Raw genomic sequence first — 21,648 nt, forward strand, 5'->3', positions numbered from 1 at the left:
ATTCTAAATACGATAAAGGGGACTGTACTATATAGTACAGTCCTCAAAAAAATCTTATTTAAAATTTTAATTTAATAAAATACGTTCCCTAAAATTTAAATAAATCATTTTAATCTATATAATTTAACTACTATATTATTTCATAAGATATATTTATAGTCAAACTCAAAAATAATTATTTATTTAAAAAATTATTCTTTAAAGCATAATTTACTAAATCAGAATTTTGTTTACAATTCAATTTTGTCATAATTCTCGTCTTATATGTTGAAATAGTTTTAACAGATAAACATAATTTCTGTGCTATATCAGATAAAGAATATCCCCTTACAATATAATTCAAAACTTCTTCTTCTCTAGTAGATAAACTTTCTTTCTTTTTAGGAACATCTATCAAGCTATCTAATAAAATACTAGCATCACCTTCTGCTAAATATCTTTTTCCTTCAGCTAAAGTCCTCAAAGCTTTAAATAATTCTGTATCCAAAGTGTCTTTTCGCAAATATCCTTTTGCTCCCAATAGCATTACTTCTTTAATATATTGACGCTCATTATACATAGTTAAAACTAATACATTTATCTCTGAAATCTTTTGTAATCTATTTAATTCTCGTAAACAATCAAGACCACTCATAACAGGCATAGATAAATCTAATAAAATTACATCTACATCTAAACCTTTAGCTAATAAATCTAATACTTCCTTTCCATTAGAAGCTTCGGCTACTACTTTGAAATCATTTTGAGTAGAAAGTAATAACTTTAAACCAGTTCTCAATATACTATGGTCATCTGCTAATAAAATTTTTAAAATTCTACTCATAATCTACAACTCCCTTTGACGATATGTTTTCTATTGGTATCGTTATTTTTATTATTGTTCCTTTATTTAATTTGGAAATTATCTCAAATTTTCCTTGTAATAATTCTATGCGTTTTTGCATACTTCTAAGACCTAAATGTTGATTTAATTTTGCTCTTTGTGCCGTTTCTTCATTAAAACCAATACCATTATCAATTATTTCCATTCTTATTTTTGTCTCTTCATAAAAAATTTTCACTTTGGCTCTTCTTGCATTCGCATGTTTTACTATATTCGTTATTCCTTCTTGAATAATTCTATAGCATACTAAAGCCAGCATATCTGGCAATTTAGAAAAATCTCCCTGATACTCAAATTTTATCTTTATATCTGTAGATGTTTGTTGTACCATATCTAAAAATTTTTCAATAGCTACAATTAAACCTAAATCTTTTAATAATGGTGGATGTAAATTTACAGCTAAAGCACGTATACTATCTAAAGTTTGTGATATCAGTTCTCTAATTCCTGCTAAAAAATCTTTCTGTTCCTTTGTTGTCAATTTATCATGCAATATACGCAAATAAGTTAATATAGACACCATAGTTTGGCTTGTTCCATCATGTAGCTCTTGTGATATTCTTTGTCTTTCATCTTCTTGAGCTCTAAATAATTGTGCCATCAATAAACTATTATGCTCTTCTTTTTTTCTTAGTTCAGATAATAAATACGTATTTTCCCTTTCCTTTTTCGATAATCGCCTTGCCATATTATTAAATATTTGCATCAAATATCCAAGTTCATCATTTCCTATTCTATCTACAGATATATCATAATTTCCCTTGGATATTTCCTTCACTGCTTTAGATAATATTTCTATTGGCTGTAAAAAATGCCATGCATAATATGTTGCCAAAATAGATGAAACCACACAAATTATAAAAATAGTTAATATAATTTGTATAAATTTTTCTTTCATTATTTCCAACATAATACTTTCTTTTAAACCTACACGTATAGAACCAATTATATTATTATTTGGTGTATACATATATTCTCTAATATTTCCTTCATTGCTATCGTACACTACTATATCAAATAATTCATTTTCATATTCTTGACTTTTTTCTCTATATACAGGTAAGCCTACAGGAAATCCCTTTACAAAAGTACTAGAAATTATTTTTCCTTCAGGAGAAGTCACAATAATATATTTTATTTGTTCATTTTGATGTAAAGTATCTACTAATTGTTCATATATTGCAAATTTATTATCTAATAATACATCATTATTAATAGCAATATTTAATGCTAAGATAGTATCTTTTCCATACTGATCTAATTCTTGTCTTAACATTACCTTAGTTGTATACATAAAAATACAACCCATTAATATACCACATAAGCAAATCGCTCCTACTATTAATAAATTAAATTTAAAATATATACTATTACGTTTTATATTCATCATTTTTAATTGTCCATATTATAATTTTTTTTCAATTTTTTATATAATTCTTCATCAGGTTTTACAAATTGTTCTATCATAACTGTATTAAGAGCTTCCTTTACCTTTTTTGATTCATGAATATTAAATAAAGCCTTTTCAATTTCGTCTTTCTCTTCCATACCTTTACGAATAACAATTGGCCCACTTGGTGCCCGTTCTAATACATCTATAATTTTTATTTGACTTATCAAATCTGGATTAGTATCCACAATATAATCATAAACCTGACTATCAATACTTGCTGCATCAGCTAAATGATTTGCTACAGCTAAAATTGATTTATCATGATTATAAGTATAAAAATACCGATAAAAATACTCTTCGGCATTTGTACCTTTAGTAGCTAATATATTATCCACTACTAATTTCCCAGAAAGACTAGAAGGATCTGTAAACGCAAATGTTTTATGATATAAATCTTCAAAACTATTAATATCGCTATTATTAGATGTGATTAAATATGTATCATAAAAAATTGTCCCATTTGTTTTTATCATCGCTAATAATTCAATAGGAACTCTTCCTTTATAAGATATATATGCCCCTGTAGATAAAAACGCAATATCTGTCTCTCCATTAGATAATAATGTTTTTAATTCATCATACGTTTTCTTTTGAATTAAAATAACCGGTCTATTTAATTCTTTAGATAATTCCTTAACTAATATTTGATATGCTCTTCTCGTTTCTTGCGGAGATATCACTGAGGCAAATGCTACTCTTAGTGGTATTTGTTTCTCTACTAAATTGCCGTTATTAACTTCTTGTACTTGTGAAAAATCTATTTTATTGGCATTATTACCACAACCATTACAGAAAATTAATATAATTAAAATAAAATATATAATTTTAAAACTTTTCATTTTATACCTTCTTGAAATATTATATTTATATATTATCTATATTATCATAATTTTTTTTTATCAACAAATAACTTTTAAGCTAATACATAAATCCTCACCCATCTTTATAGATAATACAATGATTTTCCCCATTACTTTTTCAAAATAATAAGTGACTAATAAAAAATACTTAATAAATATAATTGATTAATAAAAACCACTACTTTCCAAGAAAAAACTCCCACCCAAAAATACAAAGTAAATTTAAATAGGAGAAGTTCACTAGCTTATAAATTATATAACTAAAAATACTATTTTCACAAAATAAAGAGCTCCTAATAATAGAATTTATTATTAGGAGCTATATTTAAATTTATCTAGAAGGCTTTTTTATTCTTTAGCTTTTGCATTCCATACTAACAATGTTAATAATGTAGAAACGACAGCTGCACCAAACCAGAAGTCACCTGCATATGTGAAATTATATATTTTTTCACCATCGATAACTTCAATTATCATCAATTTACCAGTTATAAATTCTTGAATAGCTGCACCTGCATAACTCAATAAACCAATCATACCCATTGCTGCACCTGTAACACGTTTAGGTACAATATCTACAGCCATTAAGCCGCCAAGGTAACATACTAAAGCACCCATTGTAAATCCATAGAAAGTCATACACATCATATCCATTGTAAATGACTGTGGTGCCCATAAGAATAAACCAATTGCTGCACTATATAATATTCCATATATTAATGCTGGAGCATTTCTTTTATGATTAAAGAATTTATCTGAAATTAAACCACATAATAACGCACCAAAAATACCAGCTACCTGCATATAAGCCATAACGCCAGCTGCACCCATCATGTCGTATCCTTTTTGAGATGTTAAATATACAACACCCCAGCTTTCAATAGCATAACGTGCGATATAACAACATAATGAAGCTAAACCTAAAATCCATACAGCTGGATTTTTAACAACTTCCCACTGCATACTGCTTAATTTTTTCTTTTTCATGGCGTCTACTTCAGCTTGAGTTTTTTCGCCATAATAAACAGCTGCATTTGGTAAACCTTGAGTTTCTGGTCTATCGCTCATACCAAAATAAATGAATATTGTACCAATGAGACAAATCACACCAGCTGCGATAAAGCCCATTGACCAGCTATATGCACTAACTACAGCAGCGATAGCAAAATAAGCAAATGAAGAACCTAAATTATGACTAGTAAACCAAATACCATATAATGTACCGCGTTCTTTATTACTGAACCACTGATTCAAAGATACGATAGAAGGACCTGCACCATAAGATTGGAACCATCCATTTAAGCCCCATAAGATAGCTAATGGAACAAATGAATTTACTAAGCCCATGCCGACCATTGTTATTGATGAAATAAATAGACCAAATGAGAAGAATCTCTTATTATTCAATCTATCTGCTAAGAAACTATTTGTAAATTTTCCTAAACCATAAGTAACAAAGAATATAGAACCTATAATACCGACTTGTTCTGGTGTAACAATTCCCGAAGCTAATAAAGGCTTTTTAATTACAGAATAACTCTGTCTAATAATGTAGTAAAAGGCATAACCAATTGTGATTGAAACAAACACTCGCCAACGCAACATATTAAATTTTTGTTTTACTTTATCCTTATCTTGGATTAATGCTGCATCTGGAGCTGTTTTAAAAAGATTCCAAAAAAAACTTTTCATAATGTAGCTCTCCTTACATATAAATTTATTTACCAGCACGATAATTTCTTAATTAATTATCTCATATTCTGTTTATTTGTTATATCGGCAAAATTCTGATTTTTTTGTAAGAATTTTTCTGATAGTCTTATAGGAATATTACCTATAAAAATAGAAAGGAAAACAAAAAAAGAGTAGAGAATAACTCTCTACTCTTTTTATTTTTATTATTTACCAAAATTTAAAGCTGCTTTTATGAAATCACGGAATAATGGTTGTGGATTATTTGGACGAGATTTCAATTCAGGATGGAATTGGGAAGCTACAAACCAAGGATGATCTTTTACTTCTACAATTTCTACAAGTCCATTATCTGGGCAAACACCAGCGATTACAAGACCTGCATCAGTGAGTTCTTGTTTGAATTCATTGTTGAATTCAAAACGATGGCGATGACGTTCATGAATTAATTCACTGCCATAAGCTTCATAAGTTTTTGTACCTGGTGTTACTTTACATGGATAAGAACCAAGTCTCATTGTACCACCTTTATCTTCAACATTGATCTGAGAAGACATCAAAGCAATTACTGGATGATTTGTTTCTGGATTGAATTCAGAGCTATGAGCATCTTCCATGCCACATACATGACGAGCAAATTCAATAACAGAACACTGCATACCAAGGCATAAACCTAAGAATGGAATTTTATTTTCACGGGCATATTTAATTGCAGAAATTTTACCTTCAACACCACGGTCACCGAAACCACCTGGTACTAAGATACCTTTGCAACCTGCGAATACATCGCTAAGATCAGTATCTTCTTTTTCAATTTCTTCAGCATTAACCCATTTGATTTTTACATCTGTAGAGTTGTAGATACCTGCATGATGCAATGCTTCTGTAACAGAAATATATGCATCTGGCAATTCTACATATTTACCTACAACAGCAATTTTTACTTTGTTTGCAGGATTTTTAATACGATGAACCATGCGTTCCCAATCTTCCATATGAGCTGGGCGATAATCCATTTCTAATTTTTCAAGAACAATTTTATCAAGACCTTCTTTTTGCATCATTAAAGGTACTTCATAAATTGTAGAAGCTGTCATATTTTGAATAACTGCATCTGCATCTACATCACAGAAAAGAGCTAATTTTTCTTTCATATCTTTAGAAAGTTCTTGTTCTGTACGGCAAACAAGGATATCTGGCTGAATACCAATGCTGCGAAGTTCTTTTACGCTATGCTGAGTTGGTTTTGTTTTTAATTCACCAGCAGCAGAGATAAATGGAATTAAAGTTACATGAATGTATAATACATCGTGTTTACTTACTTCTTTTTTAACCTGACGAATAGCTTCGAGGAATGGAAGACTTTCAATATCCCCTACTGTACCACCGATTTCAGTGATAACTACATCTGCATCATCATGAGCAGCAACGTCATATACACGTTGTTTAATTTCATTTGTAATATGTGGAATTACCTGAACTGTTTTACCAAGGTAATCACCACGACGTTCTTTATTCAATACAGACCAGTAAATTTTACCAGTAGTTACATTAGAATTTTTTGTAAGGTTAATATCAATAAAACGTTCATAATGTCCAAGGTCAAGGTCAGTTTCAGCACCATCTTCTGTTACGAAAACTTCACCATGCTGATAAGGACTCATAGTACCTGGGTCAATGTTAATATATGGGTCAAATTTTTGAATTGTTACTTTAATACCACGGCTCTTTAATAAACGACCTAAAGAAGCTGCTGTGATACCTTTACCTAAAGAAGAAACTACACCGCCAGTAACAAATATATACTTTGCCATTTAAAAATACTCCTCCTCTATTATATATCTAAATTATGCTTTATCTGTATCGTCTTGAATGCCTTCTAACAAGGAAGTGCGACGTCTATTGGACATTGCTTTCATCTTACTAGCACTAGAAGAACTACTAGAAACACTGCTACGTTTTGTTTCTGGTGGATTCCATTCTACAAGACCCCACATACCATTACCTGTATGTTGAAAACGAGCATCCATATTAATAAGTGTATATACTTCAGATATAGAAGCAGATAAGGATTGAACTGGTTTACATTTTTTTTCTATTACTTCTAAAATAAGGTCTTTAAAAAAAATAGGTTTATTAGCTAAATTTAAGATATAGTATGCTACATCTGTTTCTGAACTATGCAGAAAATCCATTAAGTATTTCCTCCTAATTATCATTTACAATCATTAAAAATTATTACATTTTTTCTGGTGCACTAACACCTAAAATTGCAAGTGCATGAGCTAATACATATTTTACTGCTAAACAAAGAGCAAGTCTTGCTCCTGCTAATTTTGCATCTACACCTAAGATACGGCATTTATTGTAAAAACTATGGAAAGTAGATGCTAAATCATGTACATATGTTGCAATACGATGTGGAGCTTTGTTTTTAGCTGCTGTTGCAATTTCATCTGGATAAGATAATAACTTTTTAATTAAAGCAATTTCTGCCTCATCTGTCAATAGAGAAAGCTGAGGATTTTCAGTTATTTCTATGCCAGCTTCTTTCATTTGACGGAAAATACTACAAATACGAGCATGAGCATATTGAACATAGTATACAGGATTTTCATTAGATTGGGATTTTGCCAAGTTTAAATCAAAATCAAGTTGGCTATCTAAAGAACGCATGATAAAGAAGAAACGAGCTGCATCAGCACCAACTTCTTCAATCAATTCAGATAATGTTACACTTTGACCTGTACGTTTAGACATTTTTACAAGTTCGCCATCACGATAGAGGCTTACCATCTGTAATAATAAAACTTCTAAATCATCTGGATTATAGCCAAGTGCTGCCATTGCTGCTTTTACACGACAAACATAACCATGATGATCAGCACCCCAAATATTAATGAGTTTATCGAATTTGCGTTCAAATTTATTATTATGATAAGCAATATCTGCTGCTAAATAAGTAGGCACTCCATTATCACGGATAACTACACGGTCTTTATCATCACCGTAAGCAGTAGATTTTAACCATAAAGCACCATCTTTTTCATACATATTGCCATTAGCTAAAAGTTTATCACAAACAGCTTTTACAGCATCTGGATGAAGTGTTCTTTCACTGAACCATACATCAAAATGAACATTAAATGCATCCAAATCTTCTCTTAATGCAGCTAATTTTTCTTTTAATGCTAATTCTTTAAAGATGGATAATCTTTCTTCATCAGACATATTTAAATATTTATCATTATCTTTGGCAATAATGCGTTTTGCTGTCTCAATGATGTCTTGACCATGGTAACCATTTTCTGGAAACTCTACTTCTTTACCTAATAATTCAAGGTAACGAGCATTTACAGATAATGCTAAGTTATCAATTTGTTTTCCAGCATCATTAATATAATATTCACTAGAAACATTATATCCTGCTGCACGCATAAGATTTACTAAAGCACTACCAAAAGCAGCTCCACGACCATGACCTACATGAAGTGGACCAGTTGGATTGGCACTTACATATTCCACTTGAATTCTTGGTGTTTCTTGTTTTGGTAAATTACCATATTCACTGCCGGCTTTTAATAAATTAGCTAAAGAATCATAAATAACATCAGATTTTAAGTAAAAATTAATAAATCCAGGTCCTGCAATTTCTGTTTTTTCCAAAAAAGTAGCATCTAAACGGCTTACAATTTCCTCAGCAATTTTTCTTGGTGCTACATGAAAAACTCTAGCTGATTGCATAGCAATATTAGATGCAAAATCACCCAATTCTTTTTTTGGTGGTACTTCTAAGATAACAGTAGGTAACTGTCCTTCAGGAAGTGCCTGCTCAGCTATAGCTTTTGCAACTGCATCTTTGATGGCTTGTATAAGCAAATCTTTAGTATCCAATCAAAATCCTCCTAAGTTTTATATTTATCTCTATATTAATTGTATATTAACAACATATAATTAGTAAACTTAATTTGCTGGCTCTAATTTAATCACAAGTTCATTATCACTTTGCCAACTATCATTTATATATAAGGCATAATTTATTTTTATAACACGTTTTACACCTGTAATCATTTTTAAACGATGTGTTTTCACCTTCATCTTTAAATTGCCAAAAGGTGTTACATATTCACTAACGCTTTCCTGACCTTGAGCAAAGAACTGCTGTTGTTGCACTCCGCCAGTTCTTGTAAGCGTTAAGCTATCTTCTTGTATTTTCAACATCGTGGAAGTCTCTTGTTTTTCATTTAAATCTTGTTCTTTATAGATGACATACAAAATACCATTTTTGTCATATGCATTAGCAAGTGCTTGCATTCTTATCATATCTTGTTTATCACTATTTTGTTTACTGTTAATTTTAACAATAAGTTTATTCATTAAATAAACAATCTCCCTATAAACACACTAAGTTTTATTATAACTTAATCTTTATACCTTGCCAACTATAATTTAAATAATTATCTTTTAAATTTAGCTGTAAATTTTTTTATCATTTTCACAGGGCGATAAGATTGTTTTGCTTTTCTCAAACCTTCAATCCCCATATCTTCTTCACGATTAATATAAGTCATATCTTGCCATTCATTAGCCACAAAAGCCTGATTTATTGCAGTATAAGCACCATTGACATCAGGATCAGCTTTTTCTACATGAATTACAGCTGTATCTTTATTTAACTGTTCACCAAAAGTAAAAGCCATTACTTTATTAACTAAAAATAGTGCTCCACCTTTTAATTTTAATTGCTCAAAATTATTAAGCACTTCAATGATAGCATCTCGCTCTGCTTTAATAAATGGATCATCAGGAGTAAGTGCTAAACGTTTTTTATACCAACCATTAATCGTAATCTTACACAATGTTATTATATCATTATTAATTGGTAAATATTTAGCCTCTGGATAATTTTTTCTAAAACTATTTAAATGATTTTTCTTAGAATGAAATTTTCGTCCAGATAAATTAATCAAATCAGTTGAATTATATACATAATCATCATCATCTATATTAGTATTGAATTCAAACTCACCATTTGGATAAGATTTTAATTGTTCTACTACATTTTCCTCTAAACCTGAAAAAGTGAGTTCCATACCTCTTTCTTCAAAATATGATTTTAAATTATCTACTGCTTCAAACAATCTATCTTGCTTGCAAAGAGGTTCTAATGCAAATTCATCATTATTATATTTAGCCTTAAAATATAAAATATCATCTTCAATGCACCACATAATGTTATATGCTTTACGCCACATAAACAAATTTGTAAAATTCAAATGCGAATTTTCATGATAATTTAATTTAAAAAAGCTATCTAATCTATCTTTATCATTTATAGTCAATTCATTAAAAATAATTGTAATCACCTTCTTTTTTTAATCTAAAGATACATTATAACAAATTTTAATTATTTAAAGCAAGGATTGTTATTGTTAAATTAGCTATATTCATTTGCAATAAAGTTTTTGAAATTATTCTCATTTTAATATTTACATTTGTTCAAAAATGAATTATAATTAGCTTGTTTAATAAAGCAAAAATTTTCTTTTAATTTAAAATTTTAAATATATACTTTTTATCAATAGGAGGTTTTCACCATGATAGATTGCGATTTACTAGTAAAAAAAGCTTACGAAGGCCGTGCTAATGCCTATGCTCCATATTCTAATTTCAAAGTAGGAGCTGCCGTATTAACCGATAGCGATAAAATTTACACTGGTTGTAATATCGAAAATGCTTCTTATGGTGCTACTAATTGTGCTGAAAGAACAGCTATTTTTAAAGCAATCTCTGAAGGAAATCAAAAAATCAAAGCCATTGCCATCGTTGGCGTAGAAAATGACTACACTTATCCATGTGGTATCTGTCGCCAAGTAATAGTTGAATTTGCCACTAAAGATATAAAAATCATTTTAGGTAAAAGCCCTACAGAATATATCGTAAAAACAATGGACGAAATCTTGCCAGGTGCTTTTACTAAAGAAGATTTACAAAAATAAAATTTTTATCAATCATTAATTAATCTACAAATTAAAAAGGGGTATACATTCATGAATATCAACAAATTAATTGACCACACAGCTTTAAAACCAAATACTACTAAAGATGAAATTTTAAAATTACTTGATGAAGCTAAATCTTATGATTTCGCTTCTGTTTGTGTAAATCCTTGCTGGATTGAACTTGCTCATCAAGAATTAAAAAATACAGATGTTAAAGTATGTACTGTAATCGGTTTTCCTTTAGGTGCAAATACAACAGAAGTAAAAGTTTTTGAAGCTAAAGATGCCATCGAAAAAGGTGCTCAAGAAATCGATATGGTAATCAACGTAGCTATGCTCAAAGATAAAGAATATGACTATGTTGAAAATGAAATTCAAAAAATCGTAGAAGTAGCTAAAGATAAAGCTCTTGTAAAAGTAATTATCGAAGCTTGTTTATTAACAGATGAAGAAAAAATCAAAGCTTGCGAACTTTCTCAAAAAGCAGGTGCTGATTTTGTAAAAACTTCTACTGGTTTTTCTACTGGTGGTGCCACTGTTTATGATGTTGCTCTCATGCGTAAAACAGTAGGAACTGATATGGGTGTAAAAGCTTCTGGTGGTGTGCATACTCATGAAGAAGCTCTCGCTATGATCGAAGCTGGTGCTAACCGCATTGGTGCTAGTGCTGGCGTTAAATTATTAAAATAAAATCACGGAGGATATCACCATGCAATATATTATTGGTATCGCTGGCCTTGCATTAGTTTTTGGTATGGCTTTTATTGCTAGTAATGATCGCAAAAAAATAAAATACAGACCAATTTTTATAATGCTTATCCTTCAATTTATTTTGGGATTTTTACTCTTAAATACTTCCGCTGGTAATGTTTTAATCAGTACAATTGCTAACGGTTTTACAGCACTTTTAAATTGTGCTAGAGAAGGTATAAATTTCGTTTTTGGCCGATTAGCTAATCCTGATGATCCTATATTCTTTATGAGTGTTTTAATGCCAATCACTTTTATCTCGGCTTTAATTGGTATTTTACAGCATTGGCATATATTGCCTTTTATCATTAAATATATAGGCCTTGCTTTAAGCAAAGTAAATGGCATGGGTAAACTTGAGTCTTACAATGCAGTAGCTTCCGCTATCTTAGGTCAATCTGAAGTATTCATTTCTGTAAAAAAATTGCTCGGTCCACTTCCTGCTAATCGTTTATATACTCTATGTGCTTCTGCTATGTCCACTGTCTCTATGTCCATCGTCGGAGCATATATGGTCATGATTGAACCTAAATATGTAGTTACAGCTCTCGTTTTAAATCTTTTTGGTGGATTTATTATCGCTTCCATCATAAATCCCTATGAAGTTAAACCAGAAGATGATATTCTAATAGTAGCAGAAACTAAACGACAATCTTTCTTCGAAATGCTAGGCGAATACATCTTAGACGGTTTCAAAGTTGGTGTTATTGTGTGTGCTATGCTGATTGGTTTCGTCGGCATTATCACCTTAATCAACAATGTATTTTTAGGAATTATCGGTATTTCCTTCCAAGAAATACTCGGTTATATTTTCTCCCCATTTGCCTTTTTCATGGGAATTCCAATGAGCGAATGTGTAGATGCTGCTAGTTTAATGGCAACAAAAATAGTCGCAAATGAATTCGTAGCTATGATGCAACTTTCTAATGGTACAGTTATTCTTTCCGCAAAAAGCGTTGCTATTGTATCCATTTTCTTGGTATCTTTTGCTAACTTCTCTTCCATTGGTATTATCGCTGGTGCAGTCAAAGCACTCAACGAAGAAAAAGGAAATGTAGTCGCTTGCTTTGGACTTAGATTGTTATATGGTGCAACATTAGTTAGTATTTTAAATGCTACAGTTGTGAGTTTAATAATTTAAAATCAGGTGATACTATGAAAAACATTAAAAAATTCAAACGCATTCATGTTGTAGTTATGGACTCAGTAGGCATTGGTGAAGCTCCTGATGCTAAAAACTTCGATGATATCGGTACTAATACACTCCTGCATATTGCTACAGCCAAAAATGGCTTAAATATACCTAATCTAGAAAAATTAGGTATTGCTAATATTTATAAACTCAGAGGAGTCAATACTGTTTGTCCTTCCCTTGGATACTATACAAAAATGCAAGAAGCCTCTTGCGGTAAAGACACTATGACAGGTCATTGGGAAATGATGGGACTTTATATAGATAAACCATTTCAGGTCTTCCCTGATGGTTTTCCTGATGATTTAATCGCTCAAATCGAAAAATTCTCTGGTAGAAAAATCGTTGGCAACTGCCCTGCAAGTGGTACAGAAATCATTAAACAATACGGAGAACATCAATTAAAAACTGGCGATTTAATCGTTTATACTTCAGCCGATTCTGTACTTCAAATTGCAGCCCACGAAGAAGTCATTCCTCTTGATGAACTTTATCGCATATGTCAATTCTGTAGAGATATCACACGTGAAGGCAAATATCAATTAGGTAGAATTATCGCTCGTCCTTATATTGGCACTTGCAAAGAAAACTTCACTCGCACAGCTAATCGACATGACTATGCTTTAAAACCATTTGGTAAAACTGTGATGAATAGCCTTCAAGATGCTGATTTTGCTTCTATCGCTATCGGCAAAATCCGCGATATTTTTGATGGTGAAGGTGTTACCAAAGCTATCCGCACAGTTTCCAATATGGACGGTATGGATAAATTTATAAATATTTTAGATGAAGATTTTACAGGTCTTAGCTTCACAAATCTCGTAGATTTTGATGCTAAATTTGGTCATCGTCGTGATCCTATCGGATATGGTGATGCTATCGAAGAATTCGATGCTAGATTGACAGAAGTCTTTGCTAAAATGCATGATGATGATTTACTCGTAATTACTGCTGACCATGGCAATGATCCAACATATAAAGGCACTGACCATACTCGTGAATATGTGCCATTATTAATCTACAGCAAACAATTTAAAAATTATGGTAGCATTCCTATTAGAAAAACATTCGCTGATTTAGGTGCTACTATCGCTGATAATTTTGCTGTCGAAATGCCAAAATACGGTCAATCATTCTTAGATAACTTAAACTAAATTAACAAAAGGAACGGTGCTTATTTATGCGTATGGTAGATATTATTGAAAAAAAACGTGATGGCAAAGAATTAACAACTGCGGAAATTAATTTCTTTATCGAAGGATATACAAAAGGAGATATTCCAGATTATCAGGCAAGTGCTTTGGCTATGGCTATTTATTTCCAAGATATGAATGACCGTGAACGTGCTGATTTAACTCGTGCCATGGTAGAATCTGGTGATACCATAGACCTTTCTGGCATTGAAGGTATTAAAGTTGATAAACATTCCACCGGTGGCGTTGGTGATACTACCACTCTCGTATTAGCTCCGCTCGTTGCCTCTCTTGGTGTACCTGTAGCCAAAATGTCTGGTCGTGGCTTAGGTCATACTGGTGGCACAATCGATAAATTAGAATCTATCGCAGGCTTTCATGTAGAACTCACTCGTGAACAATTCATTGATTTAGTAAATAGAGATAAAGTTGCAGTTATTGGACAAAGCGGTAACTTAACTCCAGCAGATAAAAAATTATATGCACTCCGCGATGTAACTGGTACAGTAAATTCTATTCCACTTATCGCAAGCTCTATCATGAGTAAAAAGATCGCAGCTGGTGCTGACGCAATCGTTTTAGACGTAAAAACTGGCGATGGCGCTTTCATGAAAACTCAAAAAGATGCAGAAGAACTCGCTCATGCTATGGTACGCATCGGTAATCATGTTGGCAGAAAAACAATCGCTATCATCTCTGACATGTCTCAGCCTTTAGGCTTTGCTATTGGTAATGCTTTAGAAGTAAAAGAAGCTATCGAAACACTTCAAGGAAAAGGGCCAAAAGATTTAACAGAACTTGTTTTAACTTTAGGTAGTCAAATGGTAATCCTTGCAGGTAAAGCAAAAACTACTGAAGAAGCAAAAGAAATGCTTTTAGATGCAATTCACAGCGGAAAAGCTTTAGCTAAATTTAAAGATTTCTTAACTAATCAAGGTGGAGACGCTTCTATCGTTGATGATTTAACAAAATTACCACAGGCAAAATATAAAATTGAATTACCAGCAAAACAATCTGGCTATATCTCCAGAATGGTAGCTGATGAAATCGGTGTTGCTTCCATGATTTTAGGTGCTGGACGTGCTACAAAAGAAGATGTAATTGATTTAGCTGTTGGTCTTGTACTTCATAAAAAAGTTGGCGATAAAGTAGAAGAAGGCGAATCTATTCTCACTATCTACAGCAACCGCGAAAACGTTGAAGATGTAAAACAAAAATTATACGACAACATCTTTATCGCAGATATAGCTACAGCTCCAACATTAATTCATACAATTATCACTGAATAAAATAATCTCCTTAATGAAAAAGACTGCTAAAAATTTTTTAGCAGTCTTTTTTATTAAATATTCCCAACTAATTCAATACTTGGTTTTAATGTTTTAGCACCTGGCTTCCATCTTGCAGGACAAACTTCACCACCATGTTTCGCTACGAATTGAGCAGCTTCTACACGTCGAAGCAATTCATCAGCATTTCTGCCAACACTTCCCATGATTACTTCATAAGCTACGATTTTACCTTCTGGATTTACAATAAAGCTACCTCGCTCTGCAATACCATCTTCTTCAATCATCACATCAAAAGCTCGTGCTAATAATCCTGTTGGATCAGCAAGCATTGGATATTTAATTTTCTTGATAGTATCAGATGCATCATGCCATGCTTTATGCACAAAATGAGTATCACAAGATACACTGTAAATTTCACAATCTATATTTTTAAAATCAACATATTTATCAGCTAAATCTTCAAGTTCAGTCGGACAAACAAAAGTAAAATCAGCAGGATAAAAGAAAAATACTGACCATTTCCCTAAAACATCATCCTTTGTTATTTCACGAAATTCACCATCAACAAAAGCCTGAACCTTAAAATCAACGATTTCTTTATTAATTAATGACATCTTACTGTCCTCCATTTAAATAATATTTTCTAATTGATAATAATTATTATTTTATGCTAATATAATATCATTTTACTTTTCATTAGTCAATAATAATTATCATTATCTTTTATAAAATAAAAAAAAGAGATATCAATAATTAAATTAACTATTAATATCTCTAAGCAAAATATATTATTATTACTTATTATTTTAAACCAGTAATTACGCTAAATGTTTTTTCTTCATTAGGTTGTAACATAAGTAGACTACCAGCTTTTTTTGCTGCTAAAAATCCTTCTGGTCTACATGTTCCTGGAATTATGCAAGAAGATACTTGCTGTTCTGGTGTGTACATAATCCAACGTGTACCATATTTAAAATCTTTAGTTGAAAACTGAGTTTTAAAACCATAGCCTTCTGGAGAATTAATTTCTACTATAGCTTCATCTGTGTATTTATCAAGTCTATCAGCTAGAAATACCACTTCTGTATTATATAAATCAGGATTTTCCAATTTAGTCAAAGTTTTTCCTTCAACTTGTACTTTTTTTATTTCATCAGTATAAGCAAACCATTCTTTCGTAGGTTTTATATGACTAGGAATACTTTCACGCAATTTAAAAGCTTCATCTGGTATATTAGCTTTGAATTCACCTTTATCCACATAATGGTGATTTATATGACACATATATTGTAATGGCATTTCTACGCTTGTAAGATTTTTTACTTGCATGCTGATTTTTATATTTGTAGCATTTGCTTTCAAACTTACACTAGGTCTAGCTAAATATTTAAAACCAAAACCTTGGCAATATTCATATTCACCGCCAATAATAACTTCATTTTCATTAAATTCAAGCCATGTAGCATCTAAGTCAGCACAACAAAATTCACCATGCATTGGATGAGTATCTTCACTTGATGGACAACCATTAGCTAAAAGACCTGAATGAAAAGCAAAACAACCATAAGTATCTAAAATATTATTCACTTTTCTTGGTCTAGAAAACATATTTTTCATGGTCAAATCAATGCCATCAAATTCAACTCGCCAAATCATCTGTCCCATATAAGGAAGAACAATGATTTTACCACGAGAATTTATTACTTCTATCGCTTCTACACCTGAATTATATTTAAATAAATTTACTTTAAATTCATCATTTTCCATGATAGTTTTTACATTTTCAGCAAAAAAACTACGCTGTAAATATATCTTCGTATTCATAAATTAACCCTCTTTATTTTCAAGTTTCATTTTGTAATAGAAATACCAACCTATATAAGCAAAGCAGAAGAAATTAACAATAAAGGAAAATTGCATAGAGCCTACCATATCGGATACAAAACCTTGTACTGCTGGCATGAAAGCACCACCGATGATAGACATTACAATTATTGCCCCTGCAGTTTCTGTATATTTTTTCTCTACGGATTTCAATGTTTCAGCATAAATAGTTGCCCAGCAAGGTCCAAGTAAAATGCTGATAGCTACTGCTGCATAAATAGCTGTTAAATTTGGAATAAATGCTACATATAAGATTAAAATACAACCAATAATAGCATAAGCTAATAAAACTTTATTTACAGAGAACTTAGTCATCAAGAAATTCGCAATAAATTTACCAACGAAGAAACAAGCAAAGCTAATTACCATGAAATCTGCTGCCATACGTTCATTAATATGAGGCATTAAATCTAAAGCTAAACGAATGGTAAATGACCAAACTGCAACTTGCATACCTACATATAAGAATTGAGCTACAATACCTTTTTTGAATAAGCTATTGCCAGAAAGATATTTTAAAGTTTCGCCTAAAGTTACTTTTGGCGTATTTTGGTTATTTGCTACTGATTTTACCTTACATTTTGGATATTTAGTGATTAAGAATAGAATAAAAATAGCTACTAAAATACAAATCATAATTTTATAAGGCTCTAAAGTATGTTGTAACATCTGTAATCTGAATAAATGAATTTGATCTGGAGTCATTTGAGCCATCTGACTTGCTAAACTCTCACCTTCTTGGAAAACTAAATATTTACCAAGTAAGATACCAGATGCTGAACCAATTGGCTGGAATGTTTGGCTAATATTTAAGCGAAGTGTTGCATATTTACGAGGGCCAAGCATAGTACTATAAGTATTAGAAGCTGTTTCTAAGAAACCAAGACCAATAGCAATGGAGAAAATAGCTACTAAAAACATAGTATACGTCGCCATCATAGAAGCTGGGAAAAATAAACTACAACCACCGATATAAAAAATTAAACCAATCATAATTGCTAATTTATATGTAGTTTTGCGAATAACTACAGATGCTGGTATAGAAATTAAAAAATACCCACCATAAAAAGCACTTTGTACTAAAGCACTAGCAAAATCGCTCAAAGTAAAAACTGATTTAAATTGTGTAATCAAAATATCATTTAAACTAGCTGCCGCACCCCAAAGTGCAAATAAACAAGATAATAACACAAATTGGAATATTGGTGTCTTATTCAAATAACCATCATCATACTGAATTAATTTACTGCTTTCTGTCATTTTTAACTCTCCTTAAAAATTTATATCAAAAGTTTTTATAGAATTTAACTAAAAATAAATAATTTTCTCCTATAAAATTCACGTCTCCTCTTTCTTATCATTTAAATAAAACGTTTTACTAAAAATTATAAAATAAAAATATATCTTCTCATTATAAGATATATTTAAATAAAACGTTTTACTAAAAATCAAATCAAAAAATTACATTTATATAGTAACATGTATATTTATCTAAGTCAATATTTTCTAAAAATTTTTATTCTACATTCAATTAAAAATTTATAAAAATAAACCCCACATTCATCAATCTAAATGCAGGGTTTTATATCTAAATAAATTTAAAATATAATATATGCTAAAATTAAAGACAATATTGTAGAAGCTACCATAGCAACTAAACCTGGAATTAAATAACTATGATTAAAGCCAAAACGACCAATTTTAGTTGTTCCTGTACGATCAAAAGCTACACAACTGATTTGAGCTCCACCTGGAATAATAAATACTGCACAAGTAGCTGGTATAAGACCGATTAAGACTTCTGCTGGTAATCCTAAAGATACACCAATGGGCATCAGTGCTACAGCTGTCGCTGCTGGACTATACAATACCATTGAAGTAACAAATAACATTGCACCAAAAAGCATAGGATATTGTATCAATGTCTGAGCAAAAACATCTGTGATAAATTTTAAATGTGTAGCAAAAAATGTATCTGTCATCCAGGAAATACCTAAAATACCTACAGCTCCGATAAGTCCCGATTTAAATACAGAACCAGAGTCTAATTTTTCTCTAGGCACACGACAAACTACCATGATTATAGCACCTGTAGCAAGCATCATGATTTGCAATAAAGTTGGTACAGAAATAGGTTTTCCACCTGGACCAATATTTGGCAATAATTCTGGATGAGAAGTCATACCCACAATGATAGCAATAGCTATTAAGAAAATAACTACAGATACTTTTGCCGATGTAGTAGCTTTCTGTGTATCTCTTTCCAAAACATAATCTTCTTGGAATTGACCTGTAGCTACACGATGTTTAAATTCTGGATCATCAGCAAGTTCTGCACCGCGTTTATACACAAATAAACAACCAACTAACACCCCAATCAAACAAGCAGGAACTGTAACTGCAAGTAAACTAAGTGGAGTAACACCAATTGGTGCAGTGATCGCAATCATTGCCGCTGCAATCGCACTTGTAGGGCTAGCACAAACTGCCATATTGGACGCAATAACTGACATGGACATAGCACGCTCTGGACGTACCTTTGCATTAATCGCAATTTCTGCAATAACTGGATATACAGAAAATGCTACATAAGAAGTACCACAAATAACTGTAAAAATATATGATACTAATGGACCTAAAAAAGTAATAGCACTAGGTTTCTTACGCAGAATTTTTTCTGCCATAGATATCATATAATCAAGACCGCCTGCACCCTGTAATAAAGATACACATGTAATCACAGTCATGATGATGAATACTACACTTGTTGGCATTTCTCCTACAGGAAGACCAAATCCTAAAGTCAAAATAGCAAGACCAAAACCACCTGCTACACCAAGACCAATACCACTAAAGCGTCCACCAATAGCTAAACAAACAATTATAACTATCAGTTCCAACCAAAAACTAAGAATAAAAATCCACTCCTTATTATATTTTATTGAATAATAATATATTAAATATATTATCAATATATAAGTTTAATCTTTTAATAATTCTTCTGCTGTATATTGATCTGTAACTAAAATATTTGCAAATTCACCTTTTAATGCTGCTTTTATTGCTGTTATTTTTCGTTGACTGCCTGCTACTAATATGCGTTTTTCTTTAGATTTTAATTCTTCTAATTTTATTCCTACTGTACGTTCATCTAATTCTTTATCACAAATATTTCCCTGCACATCAAAAAATCTTGAGCAAATATCTCCAGCTGCTCTAGTTTGTATAATATCTTTATCTTTTTTATCAATATAGCCTAACCTAAACAATAAAGCATCATTTTTTACCGTTCCCACTGTAAATACAGCAATATTTGCTTGTCGTCCTAAATCTAAAATCTTTTTAATATGTTTATCTTTTTCAATCAATTCTTTTATTTGTACCGTATCAAACATTACTGGCAATGGCAAATATCGACCTACTGTCGAAAATGCCTCTGAAAATAACTCTACTACTTCATACGCATATGTATTGCTTTGTGAATGGCTTATTCCACCCTTTAACTGTACAATCTGCACACCTTTTAAAGCTTTATGCTTTAAATTTAATGCCATATTGTAAATAGTCGTTCCCCAGCTTACACCAATAATATCTCCATCTTTTGCTATTTCATGTAAATAATCCGCTGCTTTTCTACTTATAGACTTTTTTATTTCATTTGTTGTATTTAATGGTGCATATGCTATTTTTACTACATCTAAATTATATTTTTCGCATAATGCTTCTTCCAACGCACTATTATCTTCTACCGGATCAATGATATTTATCTGTACAAAGCCTTTATCTTTAGCATGTTGCAATAACCTTGATACTGTAGGCCTTGATAAATCTAACTTGTTAGCTATCTGTTGCTGACTATAATCCGATTGATAATATAATTTAGCTACATCAATGCTTAATCTATCTTTATTTTGCTCCATTATTGCACCTCCTCTTTATCATAGACAAAATTAGTATTTATATCTTAGCATATCAAAATCAAAAGAAAAAGCCCACAACCAGAAAGATTGTGAGCTTTGTATTCTCTTTGATAATCGTATGTGATTAACGTTTGGAGAACTGGGATGCTTTACGAGCTTTTTTGAGACCGTATTTACGACGTTCTTTTTCACGTGGGTCACGTGTTAAGAATCCAGCTTTTTTAAGAGCAGGACGAAGTTCAGCATCGAGTTCTAATAATGCACGGGAAATACCGTGACGAATAGCACCAGCCTGACCGGAAGGGCCACCACCCTGAACGTTAGCGATAACATCATATTTATCAGCTGTTTCAGTTAAGTTAAGAGGCTGTTTAACGATTAAATCTAAAGTCTTAATGCCGAAATATTCATCAATATGACGGCCATTGATTACAACGTTGCCTTCACCTGGAACCAGACGAACTCTAGCAACTGAAGTCTTTCTGCGGCCTGTGCCGTAGTAGGATACTGCCATTATATTGTTCCTC

General features: G+C 31.5%; 20 protein-coding genes. 5 read left to right on the forward strand and 15 right to left on the reverse strand.

The annotated features are described in order from the left end of the window. Window positions 1–175 precede the first annotated feature (175 nt). The 9 genes from Q5I67_RS01005 to Q5I67_RS01045 form a co-directional block, all read right to left on the reverse strand. Complete coding sequence (locus Q5I67_RS01005; protein WP_302486090.1) at window positions 176–823, reverse strand: response regulator transcription factor; 648 nt, start codon at window positions 821–823, stop codon at window positions 176–178. After that, window positions 816–2,177 carry an ATP-binding protein gene (locus tag Q5I67_RS01010; protein WP_302486091.1) on the reverse strand — a complete coding sequence of 454 codons (1,362 nt, stop codon included), beginning with the start codon at window positions 2,175–2,177 and terminating at the stop codon, window positions 816–818. Before Q5I67_RS01010 ends, Q5I67_RS01005 begins: the two co-directional genes overlap by 8 nt. A gap of 98 nt (window positions 2,178–2,275) precedes the next feature. Further along, window positions 2,276–3,175 carry a phosphate/phosphite/phosphonate ABC transporter substrate-binding protein gene (gene phnD / locus Q5I67_RS01015; protein WP_302486092.1) on the reverse strand — a complete coding sequence of 300 codons (900 nt, stop codon included), beginning with the start codon at window positions 3,173–3,175 and terminating at the stop codon, window positions 2,276–2,278. A 369-nt stretch (window positions 3,176–3,544) separates the two neighbouring features. Further along, on the reverse strand, window positions 3,545–4,888 hold the full coding sequence (locus tag Q5I67_RS01020) for an MFS transporter (RefSeq protein ID WP_302486093.1): 1,344 nt from the start codon (window positions 4,886–4,888) through the stop codon (window positions 3,545–3,547). Between the two features lie 206 nt (window positions 4,889–5,094). Continuing rightward, window positions 5,095–6,702, reverse strand: coding sequence for a CTP synthase (locus Q5I67_RS01025; protein WP_302486094.1), 1,608 nt, complete (start codon window positions 6,700–6,702; stop codon window positions 5,095–5,097). Between the two features lie 33 nt (window positions 6,703–6,735). After that, a complete protein-coding gene (gene rpoE, locus Q5I67_RS01030) occupies window positions 6,736–7,083 on the reverse strand; it encodes a DNA-directed RNA polymerase subunit delta (protein ID WP_018999104.1) in 348 nt (115 codons plus the stop codon). Window positions 7,084–7,126: 43 nt separating this feature from the next. Further along, a complete protein-coding gene (gene argS / locus Q5I67_RS01035) occupies window positions 7,127–8,782 on the reverse strand; it encodes an arginine--tRNA ligase (RefSeq protein ID WP_302486095.1) in 1,656 nt (551 codons plus the stop codon). Between the two features lie 69 nt (window positions 8,783–8,851). Next, window positions 8,852–9,265, reverse strand: a complete 414-nt coding sequence (locus Q5I67_RS01040; RefSeq protein ID WP_296897178.1) for a DUF1934 domain-containing protein — start codon at window positions 9,263–9,265, stop codon at window positions 8,852–8,854. Window positions 9,266–9,345: 80 nt separating this feature from the next. Continuing rightward, window positions 9,346–10,254: a DUF2156 domain-containing protein gene (locus tag Q5I67_RS01045; RefSeq protein WP_302486096.1), complete on the reverse strand. Its 909-nt coding sequence runs from the start codon at window positions 10,252–10,254 to the stop codon at window positions 9,346–9,348. Window positions 10,255–10,485: 231 nt separating this feature from the next. Between Q5I67_RS01045 and Q5I67_RS01050 the strand changes: the two genes are divergently transcribed. From Q5I67_RS01050 to Q5I67_RS01070, 5 genes are read left to right on the forward strand one after another with little or no spacing between them, the layout of a single operon-like run. Beyond that, entirely contained in the window at window positions 10,486–10,887 is a 402-nt protein-coding gene (locus Q5I67_RS01050) for a cytidine deaminase (protein ID WP_296897181.1), read from the forward strand. Between the two features lie 51 nt (window positions 10,888–10,938). Continuing rightward, window positions 10,939–11,580, forward strand: a complete 642-nt coding sequence (deoC, locus tag Q5I67_RS01055; RefSeq protein WP_302486097.1) for a deoxyribose-phosphate aldolase — start codon at window positions 10,939–10,941, stop codon at window positions 11,578–11,580. Between the two features lie 19 nt (window positions 11,581–11,599). Further along, window positions 11,600–12,781, forward strand: a complete 1,182-nt coding sequence (locus tag Q5I67_RS01060; protein ID WP_296897184.1) for a NupC/NupG family nucleoside CNT transporter — start codon at window positions 11,600–11,602, stop codon at window positions 12,779–12,781. Between the two features lie 14 nt (window positions 12,782–12,795). Beyond that, entirely contained in the window at window positions 12,796–13,986 is a 1,191-nt protein-coding gene (gene deoB / locus Q5I67_RS01065; RefSeq protein WP_302486098.1) for a phosphopentomutase, read from the forward strand. 26 nt (window positions 13,987–14,012) lie between these two features. Then, window positions 14,013–15,314, forward strand: coding sequence for a pyrimidine-nucleoside phosphorylase (locus tag Q5I67_RS01070; protein ID WP_302486099.1), 1,302 nt, complete (start codon window positions 14,013–14,015; stop codon window positions 15,312–15,314). Between the two features lie 53 nt (window positions 15,315–15,367). On the opposite strand, the gene ahpC is transcribed toward Q5I67_RS01070, so the two are convergent. The 6 genes from ahpC to rpsI all read right to left on the reverse strand — a co-directional run bounded on the left by ahpC (window position 15,368) and on the right by rpsI (window position 21,638). Further along, a complete protein-coding gene (gene ahpC / locus Q5I67_RS01075; protein WP_302486100.1) occupies window positions 15,368–15,931 on the reverse strand; it encodes an alkyl hydroperoxide reductase subunit C in 564 nt (187 codons plus the stop codon). Between the two features lie 187 nt (window positions 15,932–16,118). After that, on the reverse strand, window positions 16,119–17,141 hold the full coding sequence (locus Q5I67_RS01080; protein ID WP_302486101.1) for an aldose 1-epimerase family protein: 1,023 nt from the start codon (window positions 17,139–17,141) through the stop codon (window positions 16,119–16,121). Window positions 17,142–17,144: 3 nt separating this feature from the next. Continuing rightward, window positions 17,145–18,461: an L-fucose:H+ symporter permease gene (gene fucP, locus Q5I67_RS01085; protein ID WP_296897192.1), complete on the reverse strand. Its 1,317-nt coding sequence runs from the start codon at window positions 18,459–18,461 to the stop codon at window positions 17,145–17,147. Between the two features lie 338 nt (window positions 18,462–18,799). Beyond that, a complete protein-coding gene (locus Q5I67_RS01090; RefSeq protein ID WP_296897193.1) occupies window positions 18,800–20,101 on the reverse strand; it encodes an anaerobic C4-dicarboxylate transporter in 1,302 nt (433 codons plus the stop codon). Window positions 20,102–20,182: 81 nt separating this feature from the next. Continuing rightward, window positions 20,183–21,121 carry a sugar-binding transcriptional regulator gene (locus Q5I67_RS01095; RefSeq protein WP_302486102.1) on the reverse strand — a complete coding sequence of 313 codons (939 nt, stop codon included), beginning with the start codon at window positions 21,119–21,121 and terminating at the stop codon, window positions 20,183–20,185. Window positions 21,122–21,245: 124 nt separating this feature from the next. Further along, entirely contained in the window at window positions 21,246–21,638 is a 393-nt protein-coding gene (rpsI, locus tag Q5I67_RS01100) for a 30S ribosomal protein S9 (protein ID WP_091695066.1), read from the reverse strand. Window positions 21,639–21,648: the final 10 nt, after the last annotated feature.

It is taken from the genome of uncultured Megamonas sp. (assembly GCF_958438645.1).
Lineage (GTDB): Bacteria > Bacillota > Negativicutes > Selenomonadales > Selenomonadaceae > Megamonas.